12 protein-coding genes and 2 pseudogenes are annotated in these 14,337 nt (G+C 40.5%); 7 read left to right on the forward strand and 7 right to left on the reverse strand.

Annotated elements, in window-relative coordinates; genetic code table 11:
- The first annotated feature begins 145 nt into the window (after nucleotides 1-145).
- The 4 genes and pseudogenes from uhpA (at nucleotide 146) to manA (ending at nucleotide 5,088) form a co-directional block, all read left to right on the forward strand.
- The gene (uhpA, locus tag ACU5DF_RS04785; protein ID WP_446711993.1) at nucleotides 146-754 is read left to right on the forward strand and encodes a response regulator transcription factor UhpA; all 609 of its coding nucleotides are present in this window, start codon (nucleotides 146-148) and stop codon (nucleotides 752-754) included.
- Nucleotides 755-792: 38 nt separating this feature from the next.
- Nucleotides 793-2,251: pseudogene (gene uhpB, locus ACU5DF_RS04790) on the forward strand (signal transduction histidine-protein kinase/phosphatase UhpB).
- Between the two features lie 8 nt (nucleotides 2,252-2,259).
- A complete protein-coding gene (locus ACU5DF_RS04795) occupies nucleotides 2,260-3,600 on the forward strand; it encodes an MFS transporter (RefSeq protein ID WP_446711994.1) in 1,341 nt (446 codons plus the stop codon).
- Nucleotides 3,601-3,882: 282 nt separating this feature from the next.
- Nucleotides 3,883-5,088 carry a mannose-6-phosphate isomerase, class I gene (gene manA / locus ACU5DF_RS04800; protein WP_446711995.1) on the forward strand — a complete coding sequence of 402 codons (1,206 nt, stop codon included), beginning with the start codon at nucleotides 3,883-3,885 and terminating at the stop codon, nucleotides 5,086-5,088.
- A gap of 43 nt (nucleotides 5,089-5,131) precedes the next feature.
- On the opposite strand, the gene ACU5DF_RS04805 is transcribed toward manA, so the two are convergent.
- Nucleotides 5,132-6,022 carry a helix-turn-helix transcriptional regulator gene (locus ACU5DF_RS04805; RefSeq protein WP_446711996.1) on the reverse strand — a complete coding sequence of 297 codons (891 nt, stop codon included), beginning with the start codon at nucleotides 6,020-6,022 and terminating at the stop codon, nucleotides 5,132-5,134.
- Nucleotides 6,023-6,212: 190 nt separating this feature from the next.
- On the opposite strand from ACU5DF_RS04805, the gene ACU5DF_RS04810 reads away from it, so the two are divergent.
- Nucleotides 6,213-7,418, forward strand: a complete 1,206-nt coding sequence (locus ACU5DF_RS04810; protein WP_446711997.1) for a sugar efflux transporter — start codon at nucleotides 6,213-6,215, stop codon at nucleotides 7,416-7,418.
- Nucleotides 7,419-7,547: 129 nt separating this feature from the next.
- Here ACU5DF_RS04810 and ACU5DF_RS04815 read toward each other — a convergent pair whose 3' ends face one another.
- Nucleotides 7,548-7,874, reverse strand: coding sequence for a winged helix-turn-helix transcriptional regulator (locus tag ACU5DF_RS04815; protein ID WP_446711998.1), 327 nt, complete (start codon nucleotides 7,872-7,874; stop codon nucleotides 7,548-7,550).
- Between the two features lie 162 nt (nucleotides 7,875-8,036).
- Here ACU5DF_RS04815 and ACU5DF_RS04820 point away from each other — a divergent pair, with 162 nt between their 5' ends.
- Together ACU5DF_RS04820 and ACU5DF_RS04825 are read left to right on the forward strand one after the other, a co-directional pair.
- Nucleotides 8,037-8,450, forward strand: coding sequence for a YybH family protein (locus ACU5DF_RS04820; protein WP_446711999.1), 414 nt, complete (start codon nucleotides 8,037-8,039; stop codon nucleotides 8,448-8,450).
- Nucleotides 8,451-8,499: 49 nt separating this feature from the next.
- A complete protein-coding gene (locus ACU5DF_RS04825; protein ID WP_446712000.1) occupies nucleotides 8,500-9,474 on the forward strand; it encodes a quinone oxidoreductase family protein in 975 nt (324 codons plus the stop codon).
- A gap of 92 nt (nucleotides 9,475-9,566) precedes the next feature.
- Here ACU5DF_RS04825 and ACU5DF_RS04830 read toward each other — a convergent pair.
- From ACU5DF_RS04830 to ACU5DF_RS04850, 5 genes and pseudogenes are all read right to left on the reverse strand, one after another.
- A pseudogene (locus tag ACU5DF_RS04830) lies at nucleotides 9,567-9,979 on the reverse strand (alkyl sulfatase C-terminal domain-containing protein); the annotation flags it as partial.
- 14 nt (nucleotides 9,980-9,993) lie between these two features.
- A complete protein-coding gene (gene ugpC, locus ACU5DF_RS04835) occupies nucleotides 9,994-11,076 on the reverse strand; it encodes a sn-glycerol-3-phosphate ABC transporter ATP-binding protein UgpC (protein ID WP_446712001.1) in 1,083 nt (360 codons plus the stop codon).
- Nucleotides 11,077-11,135: 59 nt separating this feature from the next.
- Nucleotides 11,136-11,978, reverse strand: a complete 843-nt coding sequence (gene ugpE, locus ACU5DF_RS04840) for a sn-glycerol-3-phosphate ABC transporter permease UgpE (protein WP_446712002.1) — start codon at nucleotides 11,976-11,978, stop codon at nucleotides 11,136-11,138.
- 45 nt (nucleotides 11,979-12,023) lie between these two features.
- A complete protein-coding gene (locus ACU5DF_RS04845; protein ID WP_446712003.1) occupies nucleotides 12,024-12,905 on the reverse strand; it encodes an ABC transporter permease subunit in 882 nt (293 codons plus the stop codon).
- Nucleotides 12,906-12,977: 72 nt separating this feature from the next.
- Entirely contained in the window at nucleotides 12,978-14,270 is a 1,293-nt protein-coding gene (locus ACU5DF_RS04850; protein ID WP_446712004.1) for an extracellular solute-binding protein, read from the reverse strand.
- Nucleotides 14,271-14,337 lie beyond the last annotated feature (67 nt).

Raw genomic sequence — 14,337 nt, forward strand, 5'->3', positions numbered from 1 at the left:
CGCGCGCTTAACTCACGTAAAGCGCGCGAGATCATACAAATCACCCTTTCAATTAAGTATCATTATTCTGTCTTAATATTGATTCTATTATCACTCCTATCGCTGGAGTTTATTTCGTTTCTCACTCTACACTCTGGTTAATATCATGATTAATGTTGCACTTGTTGATGACCACGTCATTGTCCGTTCTGGTTTCGCCCAATTACTCAGCCTAGAATCTGATATCTCTGTGGTTGGTGAATTCAGCTCTGCTGCAGAAGCTCGTTTCGGACTACCAAGTTGTCATCCAGACGTCGTTATCCTAGATATTTCAATGCAGGATGAAAGTGGTTTAAGCCTGCTCGAAGATATTCCCTCTGGCATCGCCAGTATTATGCTCAGTGTTCATGACTCTCCCGCTATGGTTGAAAAGTCTTTAGAACTGGGAGCAAAAGGCTATTTAAGTAAACGTTGCAGCCCTGATGAGCTAATCCAAGCGGTTCGAACAGGAGCAAACGGGGGATGTTATCTTACTCCTGACATTGCAATAAAACTCGCAACACCAGTAAAAAGAAACACATCACTCAGCCAGTTAACTCGTCGAGAAAACGAAGTATGTCAATTACTTGCTAATGGGTTAGATGTTAAGTCTATCGCAACAGAATTGGGGCTAAGCCATAAAACCGTCCATGTGCACCGTGCCAACGCGATGGATAAACTGAGCGTTAAAAACAACGTTGAGTTAGCCAAACTATTCTCTCAAGACGCTTACTAATGCGAACTTATTTAGCCACTTCTGTTTGTGGCATTTTTATGGCTGGTTGTTCATGGTTTTGCTTGTGGGTCATTGCCTACTATTTCATTAACGATCCTGAACTGGCTATTTTGTTGTTTCCTTTTTCTTTACGATTAGGGATGACACTGCACACACGAACAAGATACTGGCCTGCCATTTACATTGCGGAGTGGGGCCTGACGATTGCTCTCGCTCTTTTACTTAATGAGCCTCAGTGGTTAACCGTCCTCATTGCCAGTGCATTAAGTATCCCTGTGACCTTATTGGCCAAACGTTATTACTACGGTGATCAAAATCGCCATCTATTAGTCATGACAAGCGTTATCATTATCATGGCTTTTATTAATCTTTCTGCCGTTGGTTTCCATGTCTCTTCGATTTATATGGTGTGGTTAGTCAGTATCACTGGTGGTCTTATGTTAGTCCCTATGTGTTATTTAGTCTGGAATTACCTCTTCCAAAACAAATGGGTGCCACTAAGTTCTTACTTAATAAATACCGTTGTTGAATTTAAAATTCGTCATATTGCGCTGTATAGCCTGTTATTTATTGCCAGTATTGTTATACAGACGAGCTTGCCTGAAGAAGTTAAGACGCTTTGCTCCTTTTTGTATGGCGATCCCTATTATATTGCTTGCTGTTCGTTACGGTTGGCAAGGTGCATTATTAGCCACACTCTTCAATAGCGTCGCATTAATAGCAGCTCATAGTGGCGTATCTAAATTAGAAATTACCGACTTACTATTATCTCTTTCTGCACAAACCATTACAGGTATATTGCTTGGTTTAGCGGTGCAGAAACAAAAAGATTTAAACCATAAACTACGCAGTGAGCTTTCACGCAATCAAAACCTCTCTCGCCAATTAATTACCGCTGAAGAATCGGTACGTCGTGATATTGCTCGTGAATTACATGATGAAATTGGTCAGAATATTACCGCAATACGAACTCAGGCAAACATCATAAAACGTATTGATGCCGCCGAGATGAGTGTTCGTTGTGCTGATACGATAGAAACACTTTCCTTAAATGTATATGACACCACTAAACGATTATTAACGAAACTAAGACCAAAGATGTTGGATGATCTCGATCTCAAAGAATCTGTTGAGCAGCTTATTCGAGAAATGGAATTTTCTGATCATGGTATTGATATCAACTTGAATTGGCAGGGTGATTACATGTGTTTAAGTGACACACTCAAAGTCACCATTTTTCGTTTATGCCAAGAGTCATTAAACAACGCTTATAAATATGCAGAGGCCAGTGAGATCCATATTACGCTCACTCTTGATAATCAAGTCACGCTTTTAATTTCTGATAATGGCATTGGTTTTAAAGCACAAGACTTAATGAAAGGAATGGGCGTTCGCGGTATGCAAGAACGTGTTCAAGCTCTTGGAGGAAAAATGCTAATTAACTCAAACACCCCGCTTTCTGGTACTAAAATCAGTATTGCATTACCTAAAGTGTGAGTATAGATATGTTTGGATTTTTACGCTCAACCACCTCAAATACCGCACAACTAAGTGAAGAAAAGGTTAATCAAAGCTATCGTTACTGGCGTTTGCATATCATGCTAGGGATGTACGTTGGGTATGCCGGATTTTACTTTACCCGTAAAACCTTTAACTATGCCGCCCCTGCAATGATCACCGATCTAGGTTTAGATAAAGGGGATATAGGCTTAATTGGCACCCTTTTCTATATCACTTATGGTCTTTCAAAATTTATCTCTGGTACGATTTCTGATCGCTCAAACCCGCGCTATTTTATGGGTATCGGCTTAATAGCGACAGGGATAATTAATATCGCTTTTGGTTTTTCTAGCTCTTTAATGGCCTTTATCTCTCTTTGGATGCTGAATGCATGGTTTCAAGGCTGGGGATGGCCCTCATGTTCCAAACTTCTAACTACTTGGTATTCACGATCAGAGCGTGGGTTTCGCTGGGCAACATGGAACACTGCACATAATATTGGTGGTGCGCTTATCCCAATTTTGGTTGGTTATCTTACTTTGCACTATAGCTGGCGAGCGGGCTTTATTTGGCCCGGTATCATAGGCATTATTATTGGGTTAATTGTGTGTTGGCGTTTACGCGATAAACCAACAACGATGGGATTACCTAGCGTAGGAAAGTGGCGAAATGATCCTTTAGAATTAGCCCAAGAAAATCATGGGCAAGGGCTAAGTTATCGAGAAATATTAAAAACCTATGTATTTAGTAATAAGTACATTTGGTTACTCGCTTTTAGTTATGTGTTGGTTTATATCGTGAGAACTGCTGTTAATGATTGGGGAAATTTATATTTAACCGAAGAGCATAACTACAGTTTAATCAATGCTAACGCTGCGTTATCCCTATTTGAAATTGGTGGGTTTATTGGATCGCTCGTTGCGGGTTGGGGTTCTGACAAATTATTTGCAGGCAACCGTGGACCAATGAATATCTTGTTTGCAATTGGGATCTTCTTATCGGTGTCTGCGTTGTGGTTAATGCCTTTGACTAACTTTGTTTTTCAAGCCGCCGGACTTTTCTGTATAGGCTTTTTTGTCTTTGGACCTCAAATGTTAATTGGTATGGCGGCAGCAGAATGCTCGCACAAAGATTCCGCAGGAGCAGCGACTGGTTTTGTTGGTCTATTTGCTTATATGGGGGCAGCATTATCTGGTTATCCATTGGCTCTCATTTTAGAAACCTATGGCTGGACAGGCTTCTTCGTTACTATTTCGACGTGCGCTGCTGTAATAGGGCTTCTTCTTTTACCCTTCTTACAAGCTCAATCGCCCCAGAAAACAATGGATACAAAACCTCATTTATAAACACTCCATCACAATTACACCAACTTGAGTATATCGTTACAAACTTGCGATTTACTCAAGTTGGACAATAAGACATTACGCTCTTAATTCTACATCACATCAGCAATGTGACTCTTTTCACGCTTTTTATATCTCCACTCCATTTCTAAGAATTTTTCCTAACAATTCTAAGACCCTATCTCATGTGTAGGCTCTTTGTTTTCTCTAGTATTTCAGCTAACCCAATACCACTGAAATCACTTTCTTCCGAACCAATTCGAAGAATCAACTACGGGAAAATTCATGTCATCAAACCATTTATCACTTCATTCCTTCTTCCCGATGGAAAACAAAATTCAAAACTATGCATGGGGAAGTACATCTTCTATTCATGAGCTATTTGGTTTTGAAAATGAATCACAGCAACCACAAGCTGAAGTATGGATGGGAACTCACCCTCAAGGTTGTTCAATGGTGACATTTGATCAGCACCCAATACCTTTATCAGAGCTAATCAATTCCAATAAATCGGCTTATCTATCTTCTGATATTGCCCAAAAATTTGGTGACCTACCTTTTTTATTTAAAATTCTAGCGGCAGATAAAGCGTTATCAATTCAAGTTCATCCAAGCAAGAGCCAAGCAAAGAAGGGGTTCGAACAAGAAGAACAAGCAGGGATCCCGCTCACTGCCGATCATCGAAACTATAAAGATGATAATCATAAACCGGAATTGGTTTACGCACTCACTAACTATCAAGCAATGAATGGGTTTCGTGCATACGATGAGATTATAGAATTCTTCACTGACTTACATATTGTTGAGTTAGCAGATCTAGTGGATGATTTTAGTCACGCACTTACACCGCAAGGATTAAAGGCATTTTTTAATGGATTATTAACGCTAAGTGAACAGAGAAAACACAATGCTCTAGACCAGCTATTGAGCTATTCTAAAACTCATCAAGATCAAGCTGAGTTTGCCTTAATCACAGAGCTAAACCATCAATATCCTTATGATGTTGGACTTTTTTCACCGCTACTTCTTAATGTAATCACCTTACAATCAGGCGAAGCCATGTATTTAAGTGCGAATACACCACACGCTTATATAAAAGGAACTGGATTAGAGATAATGGCGAATTCTGATAATGTATTGCGAGCAGGATTAACGCCAAAACATATTGATGTTAATGAGCTTGTCGAATGTACTAATTTTGTGCCAATTGCCTTTGATGAACTGATTTTATCACCACAGAAAGATAACCTACACGATAACTACAACATTCCGGTTAATGACTTTAATTTCGCTATTATTCATTCACCCAAAGAAACCCAAATCGGAACCCACGGCGCTGAAATACTAATGGCGATAGACAGTGATTTAGAATTACACAGCCAAAATGGGGAAAAAATGGTATTGGCTAAGGGACAATCTGTTTTTATCCCAGCTTATATTAGTAGTTATATATTAAACAGTAATGGTCGCGTAGCCAGAGCCTATAATTGATAATTTCAGAAACTAATATAACGGCTTACTGGTAATATCAATACTAATTAAATCGACGTCGAAACTCTGTCGGCGTCATATTTTTTAACTCTTTAAATTGGCGATTAAAGTTAGAAATATTTTTAAATCCCGTTTTTTCTGCCACTAATGCGATAGGAAAGTTAGTACTCGCTAACAGCTCACACGCTTTACCAATACGATATTGCTTTAGATGATCAGAAAAACTCATTCCATAATGCTTCTCAAACATTCGATAAGCCGAGCTTTCACTCATGTGTAATTTCTTGCACAGATCAGCAATTTTAATTCCATCGCCATGATGATTTTCGATATAGCGAGACGCTCGCTCAATACGTTGATTTACTTCTGAATCTTCTGATACCTGCTTAATACGATAAGGTGTCGTTGATAACTTTTTTGCCGCAATATCATCTGAAAGACAGATCAACACTTCGATAATTTTTATCGCTTGATAGTGGCGATCTAATCCTTTTATTTCACTAAGCAATCTAGATATTTTTTTCGCAAGATCTAAGCTAAAAGAAAGACCATATGCCGAGTTATCCAACAATCGTTTAATGTTTCTCGCCTCTGGCAACACCGCCTGTAAACGCTCTACCCAATGATGTGCAAACCACACGATAACGGTATGGTGATTGTTCAAACGCTCTGATTTTATACTTCGCCCAGCCACCATGTGCGGTAATCCTGGACCGTAAAGTAACAGGGTATTGTGATTAATCTCCCCAATGGAATCTCCAGCAAAGTAATTACCTTGAAATTCTTCTTCAGGATCAAGATATAACACCAATTCATATTCAGAATGATAATGCCAAGAGCAGGTAAATTCACTCTCTTTAACACTGCAATGAAACTCCCTAAATAACCAATCAAAACTGGGCTGATCTTGGATATGCTCTTTAAACGGTTTCATTGCCACTCCTGAATATGGGTAAGATGTCAGGCTATCGCGATGAGTCTTGCCTGTCAAAGAGACCCTATAAAATGAATGAATAGTATTAGAGGTAGCTCGAATAACATCAATTACCTCCTCGATCATTGAGTAGACTACCCATAAATAAAACGTTCTAACCAACCCCTATTTCGTACACTGGAGTTTCACTATGCCTCAAAACAAGAAGACATTTTTGTTTATTTTCACCGCCTTTATTACTGGCCTTTGTAGTGCGTTTTTTTACCCACTATCAAGCTTATTTATTGTAGAGGAGTTAGGCGCATCACCAATGATGTTAAGTCTGTATATGACGCTAGCTGTCAGCAGTTCAGTGATCGTATCTCAGTTTATTGCCAAACGCTCAGACACGCATTGGAACCGTAAAACCATTCTGATTGTCTCTTTAGCAAGCTACTTAATTTTGGTTGCCAGTTTTACCGTTATTCGTGATTATTGGTTAGCAATTACGATGGCCGTGGTCTTTGGTAGCGTCAGTGGCGCTTCTTTTGGTCAACTGTTTGCTCTAGGTCGAGAATATGGTGACAGACACGTTGCCAACAGCACCAGTTTTTTAGCCAAGATGCGTGCGGGTCTTGCCATTGCGTGGGTATTTGGTCCGCCTGCGGCATTTATGCTTAAAGCACAATTTGGCTTTAGTGCCACGTTTGCGGTATCAGCCATTACGGTCTCTATCGCAATCCTCATCATCGCTAAATTCATTCCCGATAATGTCGTCACCAAAGAAGAGCGAACCGCTGCAATTGTTGAAAATAAACCGTTAGGACGCATGGTTATATTCTATTGCTTTATCATTGTTTGTGCTTTCTCTGCCAACAACTTGTATATCACCAGTATGCCTCTATATCTTTCAAAAGAGCTACAAGTCGATGTAAGTTGGCTAGGCTTAATGTTTGGTATGGCGGCAGCTTGCGAGATCCCTGTAATGCTTGGTGCAGGAAAAATGGCAGAGAGAATGGGCACAACCAGAGTAATGACACTTGGCGTGATATCTGGTGCTATGTTCTTTCTTGTTATGCTATCAACCACCAGCTTTACAGGCATGCTGATTGCCCAAATACTTAATGGCTTCTTCATTGGTGTATGTGCAACGTTAGGAATGGTCGCACTGCAAGACATGATGAAAGACCGATTAGGTACGGCCTCTACCCTGTTCTCTAACATGTTGAACATCAGTGTGTTGGTATCAAGTGTTTTGGTTGGTGTTGTGGGTGAGTTATATAACTACTACAGCGCGCTGTATTTGTGCTTTGTTGGTGCTGTTATAGCAGCTGTGTTGTTGATTGTGTTTGAAATACTAGAGAAGAAACAGAAGGTAATGATTGAAGGCCAATGCGCGGTGGCTGGAGAGGTGTAGGGTTAACATTATTTAAGCGCAGGGGTAATAGCTGATTTGCTATTGCCCCTTTCTAAGCTAGAGTATTTAATCTGTTATACTAGATGATGGACGTTTGACCGAGTTGCTCTCTACATTGTCTAGTGCAGATCACCTATCCCAGTCATCAGATTTTTTTACGATAATATCGATAATCTCTGCCAGTTCTTCTCCTTTTGGCGTCAACCCATAATACACCGTTACAGGAATCGTCTGTTCTTGTCTTCTCCAAACAAAACCTTCTCCTGTTAACAGTTTTAATCGCTCACTAAGTACTTTGCTAGACACCAAGGCGAGTTGCTTTTGTATTTGCCCAAACCGCATTTCTTTATGCTGACCAACTAACCAAACAATATGTGCAGTCCACTTTGTAGAGATCAACGTTAAGTATCGATCCACACTACAATAGCCCTCGGGTTGCTTACCTTGCTGGCTCATAGCCCACTCCTTTCATTTGTTCATATTGCATTTTAAAAAATTGGCGCACCTTCTTAGGTTACTTTAAGGTAATTAGTTACTTTTTAGTACCTAATTTCTTTTAGTAACTAACTCTAATAATATCACACTATCTTTACAGAACATTCAAATTAAGGAAACACTATGAAAGCCGCATGGTTGATTGCTTTAAGCGCTCTCTCTTTTTTATCTTACGGATCGACAGATTACACAAAACCGCAAACACCTAGTGAATTACACCAATTATTTGCAGAGTATTTTTCAAATAAAGATACGACTGGACTCGCGACATTATTCCACGAAGATGCCGTATTCATCTTAGATGCTGAAGGTAACCTTGCTAGAGGAAAAGATGCTATCGCACAGACTTTGAAAGGCTATATGCAAGGTGACGTCGAAATGCTCACACACGGCGTATCTATTCATATCAATGGCGACACCGCACTTATTCGTTCCGATTGGGAAATCCCTAATGTTCAAACAGGAATGGCTCTAGAAGTGATGAAATATTCTGATGGTGGTTGGCTTTATATCATCGACAACCCAAATGGCTTCTAAAGATTAGTCACCTATATCAGATCTTAAAAATTATCTAAGGAAATAGAAAATGAGAGCTCTACAAGTAACTGAATTTGGAAGCCCAGAAGTGTTGGCTATAAACTACTTTGAAAAGCCAAAAATAAATGATAACCAGCTATTAATTAAAGTGACTTATAGCGGAATTAACTTAGCAGATACGTACATTCGTAAAGGTGCTTTCCCTGGGTTACCCACACCTCCTTTCACCTTAGGGATGGAAGGTTCAGGTATTATTGAAGAGGTGGGGGCTAAAGTCAGTGGTTACGAAAAAGGACAACTTGTCGCATTTTCGGCCAGTCAATCCTACGCTGAGTACGTTGTTGTCGACACTACCAACTCATTAGAGTGGGAGCTAGCTGTCCCTGTATCGCTTTCACCTCTAGCAGCAAGCAGCATAAGTATGTCTGGTCGAACGGCTATTCTCTTGGCTCAGCGTTTGAGTAACTCAGTTCAAAAAGTACTTGTTCATGCTGGAGCAGGAAGCGTGGGAAGCACTCTAGTTCAACTTCTTAAAGCTCAACACCATAAAGTTATTGCTTTAGTGGGCTCTGATAAAAAGAAAAAATATGTATATTCATTGGGAGCCGATCGTGTTTTAAATTATAAGCACGACGATGTGCAAAGTATTATAAGAAGCGAATACCCAGATGGTTTAGATGCTATTTTCAATGCCACTGGCGGAAGTTCTATTGCAAGAGATATCGATCTTCTTGCAAATAATGGTCATTTGATTTGGTATGGATTCGCTGAAAGCAATCAAGCACCCGATATAGAAACAGCGCTGCAAAATGCATTTATGAAGTCAATAAAGTTCGAATTATTCAATGGTGGTACACATAACCAAAAAGACAATATCGCAGCGATAAAATCAATCGAAAACTTGATATTAGAGGGTAGGATTGAAATGCCAATTCACAATATCTATGCGCTAGAAGAAGGCGTAAATGCCCATCGAGATTTAGAAAGTGGTAATACGATTGGAAAGCTAGTTCTTCAACTTTAAGAGGCTTCCCTACTCCATCAAACTAAAAATGCCAGTCAACTTAACTGACTGGCATTGCATTATCCACTGAGGGGAGATTTTTTCATTAAATGTTATTTTCTTGGCATTGGTAGAATTTCAAACATGCCATCAAACTTATCTAGTGAACCCGCCAGTTGTTCTAACAGCGATGCATCGCCTTTCACACCCGCTTGACCAGATTTGAATAATGCCTCTAAGGTTGTCTCACCAAGAACGACTTTTGTGAAATCTGCTTTGTTGATGATTAATTCAAAATCCACTTTTGGTAGCTTATCGACTTCAATGTTAGCCATATTCGCATTAGACACGTCACCATAATAACGCTCTCCAAGATCTGGGTGGTAAACACCGACGTTGAAGCAAGGCCTGCGACTTCCGCTTTTGGTGCGTTCAGACTCACAGCAATAAAGTCTAAGAACATGCCCGTTGGAGTGTTCGCTATTACATCAGATGAAGCAAGTTTGATTGACTCTTGGTATTCGCCAGCATTAAAGTGAGCTAGCTTGCTTGCGCTAACACATTTGTATCAGCCAATAAGCGCTTCCCTGCCTCATCAAACAGATGCAAGTGCTGCCTTGCGACATTCAAAGTTAACGATTCTTGAGTTGCGAAATCTAACTCTGGGGTTAATGCTGTAAATATTTTTCCATTAACCAAGCCATGCACTAATTGATTCGGCCCTAAAGGTTCAACCGCTTGCACACTTAGTTGAAAGCTTAGTCCTGTATTTACTGACTCTAACAAGGCGTGTTCAGGTCTAATACCAAGTTGAATAATCTGAGCAGGTAAATGGGCATATTCAGCAAGAAACACACTTTGTTGATCAAACTTAATCACGCCATTTTTAATTTCTGCTTGATGGAAATTCATCGCAGGGCTACCAATAAAACTCGCCACAAACGTACTCGCTGGTTGGTGATACACCTCTGATGGCGTGCCTATTTGCTCAATCTCGCCTTGATTTAACACGATAATGCGATCAGCCAAGGTCATCGCTTCCACTTGATCATGAGTCACATACACACTGGTTACGCCTAACTCACGTTGCAGCTTTTTAATTTCTAAACGCATATGCGCACGTAAAGAAGCATCTAGATTCGATAACGGCTCATCAAATAAGAATAACTGCGGATCACGTACAATCGCACGTCCCATCGCAACACGTTGACGCTGCCCACCTGATAACTTTGCAGGCTTTCTATCTAGATAATCTGCGATCTTGAGGGTTTCTGCCACTTTTTCAATTTTTGATGTGATCGTAGCTTTATCAACACCACGATTTTTTAGGCCATAAGCCAAGTTGTCATACACCGTCATGTGTGGGTATAACGCATAGTTTTGAAACACCATCGCAATGTCACGGCTGGCAGGTTTTTCAGTATCAATACGACGATGATTTAGCTCAATTTCGCCACCAGTGATCGACTCTAATCCTGCGATAGAGCGCAAGATGGATGATTTACCACAGCCTGACGGGCCAACCAATACAATGAACTCACCTTGCTTAATATCAACAGAAACACCTTTTACCGCTTGGTGACCATTCTCATACGTTTTTACTAAATTTTTAAGTGCTAACATAGTCTATCTCTTCACAAATTGGGGATTGGCAATGCGGTTTCATCACCGCATCTGCACGGTTATTTCTCGGTTTCAACAAGGCCTTTCACAAACCAACGCTGAAAAATAATAACCACTAAAATCGGTGGCAACATGGCAAATATAACCAGAGCAAAGGCTTGGTCGTAACGCGGTTGACTACTTTGGCTTATGTCACTCAATAACTGTTTCACGCCCATCACGATAGTGTTGTAACTCTCATCTGTGGTCATCATGATTGGCCATAAATATTGGTTCCAACCCACGACAAACATAATGATGAAAATCGCAGCGATCATGGTTTTTGATAGTGGTAATAAAATATCGAGAAAAAAACGGATGGGTCCAGCATTATCAAGTTGAGCCGCTTCTAGTAATTCATTCGGGATGGTTCTAAAAAATTGGCGAAAGAAAAACGTCGCGGTTGCCGAAGCAATCAAAGGTAAAATGAGCCCAGAAAAACTATTTAACATTCCTAAATTCGCAACCACCTCATAAGAAGGAATGATACGAACTTCTAATGGCAAAAGAAGTGTGACAAAAATCAGCCAAAACCACAGTGACGCAAATGGCATACGAAAATAGACCAAGGCATAAGCTGCCATCATCGAAATAATGATCTTGCCAATCGCAAAACCAAGTCCCATTACCATTGAGTTAATGATCATTGATTTGGCATTCACATCCGTACTAAAGCCGATGCTCTTGTCCCACACCTCACCGTAAACCTCAAGGAAGTTACTGCCCGGCCACCACTGTAATCCATCACTAATAATGGTGTTTGGGTTGTGAGTCGAGCTAGCGAAAATTAGCCAAATAGGGATGACCATAAAAAGCGCCCCTAATATCAGGATGACATGATCGAACCATTGATTCTGTTTCATAATAAAATTCTCATCATTGCAGTTGTACGAATACATCTCTTTGAATTAATAGTGCACACGCTTTTCAATAAACTTAAATTGAACCCAAGTCAGCATTAGAACTAAAACCAGTAACACTACCGACTGCGCCGCACTGCCACCAATGTCTGTTCCTATGAAGCCATCACGATAAATTTTATACACCAATGAGGTAGTTCCCCCACCCGGACCGCCTGACGTTAAGGTGTCGATAACGCCGAAGGTCTCAAAAAAGGCATAAGTTAAGTTGATGACTAATAAGAAAAAGCCCGTAGGAGCAAGCAGTGGAAAAGTGATGGTCCAGAATCGACGGCGGTCACTTTCACAATCCAACATAGCCGCTTCATTCACTGCATAAGAAATAGACTGTAGCCCTGCAAGAAAGTAGATAAAGTTAACCGAGACTTGCTTCCACACCGAGACTAAAATTAAGGTCAGTGTGGCATCAAAAGGACTGGTGTATAAGCTAAAATCCCAACCAAGACTGGCAAAGATATCGGTAAATACACCAATATGAGGGTTAAAAATAAAGCCGCCCATAATACCAGCCACAGCAGGAGCAACCGCATAGACCCAAGTGAGCGTAATTTTATAAGCACTCTTACCATGCAAAATATTATTGGCTTTCACCGCCAGTAAAAGCGCGATGGCTAATGATAAAAATGACACCACAATGGCAAAGCCAACCGTAAAAAAGATCGATCTTAAATACTCTGCCGAGCTAAAAATAATGTCGTAATTCTCGAAACCAACAAAGGTTGATGACAACCCCCAAGGGTCTTCTAACATAAATGAGAGATAAACTGCTTCTGCTGCGGGATAGAAAAAGAACACAGCAATAATGGCGATTTGTGGTACTAAAAGAGCATAAGGCAACGCCGAGTGGGTAAATTGTTGTCGTTGTTCCACTGTTATAACCTACTACATTAAAAAGAAAAACGTCACTGTGGCTAACCTAAATCAGCCACAGTGAAACCTTGGTTATCGCACAGAACGCGCGAAACGGTTTAACATCACTTTGCTTTCTTTATCGATATTAGCGAGTGCTTTTTCTACCGTAATTCGATCAGCAAATACGTTATCAAATTCACGATGCATTACTTCTTGGATTTGAGAGTAGAAACCTAAACGGTAACCACGCGTCCATTCCCCACCCGGTAAGCTCAGTTGTTTTACACCCACTTCTGCATCAGGTTGATCTTGGTAATAGCCTGATTTCTTTGTTAGTTCATACGCGGCTTTAGTGACCGTTACATAACCCGTTGATTTATGCCAAAACATTTGTGTCTCAGGGCTTGTTAAATAACTAAAGAAGGCTGCTACCGCTTGCTGTTCTTTTTTAGGTTTTCCATCAATAGCAAACAGTGCAGCACCACCAATAAAGGTACGGCCTGCCTCTTCATTCACTGATTTCCAATATGGTAAATACGTTGTACCTAGTTCAAAATCAACACGGTTACGTAACCCACCAAATGAGCCTGACGATCCTAACCACATCGCCACTTTTTCTTTTTCAAATGGTTGTTGGTTTGCATCCCAATCTGAGCCGTAATACTTGTAATACCCTTTGTCTGACCACTCTTTTAGCTTGTTAAAGTGCATTGCCATGTCTGGCGTATTGATCATGATGTTGGTCGCAGGCGCATCAAAGCCATTGTTTTTATTGGCAACAGGAAGGTTGTGGCGAGACTTGAAGTTTTCGAACATGATCCAAGGCGTTAAAGATTGTGAGAAAGTAGCGTAGCCTTGCGCTTTTAATTTTTTCGCGACTTGTTCTAGCTCTTCGTAGGTTTTAGGCGCTTCAACCCCTGCTTTTGCAAGAATATCTTTGTTGTAATAAAGCACTGGGGTTGAGCTGTTGAATGGCATACCAATCATTTTGCCATTGCTGTCTGCGTAGAAGTTACGAACCCCTGCTATGTAGTCTTTGTTATTAAATGAATAGCCAGATTGAACGAGAATATCTTCGACAGGTTTTGCAACCCCAGGGGCATTGATGATGGTTGCAGCGCCCACATCGGCCACTTGCAGAATGTTCGGCGCTTGGTCGGCACGATAAGCGGCAATGCCTGCGGTAAGGGTTTCTACGTATGAGCCTTTAAACACTGGGGTAATTTTGTATTCATCTTGTGAAGCATTAAAATCACGAGCAATAGTATTGACTGTTTCGCCTAGCTGACCACTCATTGCATGCCACCACGTTATGTTCGTTTCTGCCATGGCTGTCGTTGAAAGTACTGACGCTAGAACACCTGTTATCAATTGCTTTTTCATCTTATTCCCTAATGATTTAGTTATGAGTAACCGTTAATGTGATGCTCATAGTAGGGATGAAAGATGA

The organism is Aliivibrio wodanis (assembly GCF_052920805.1).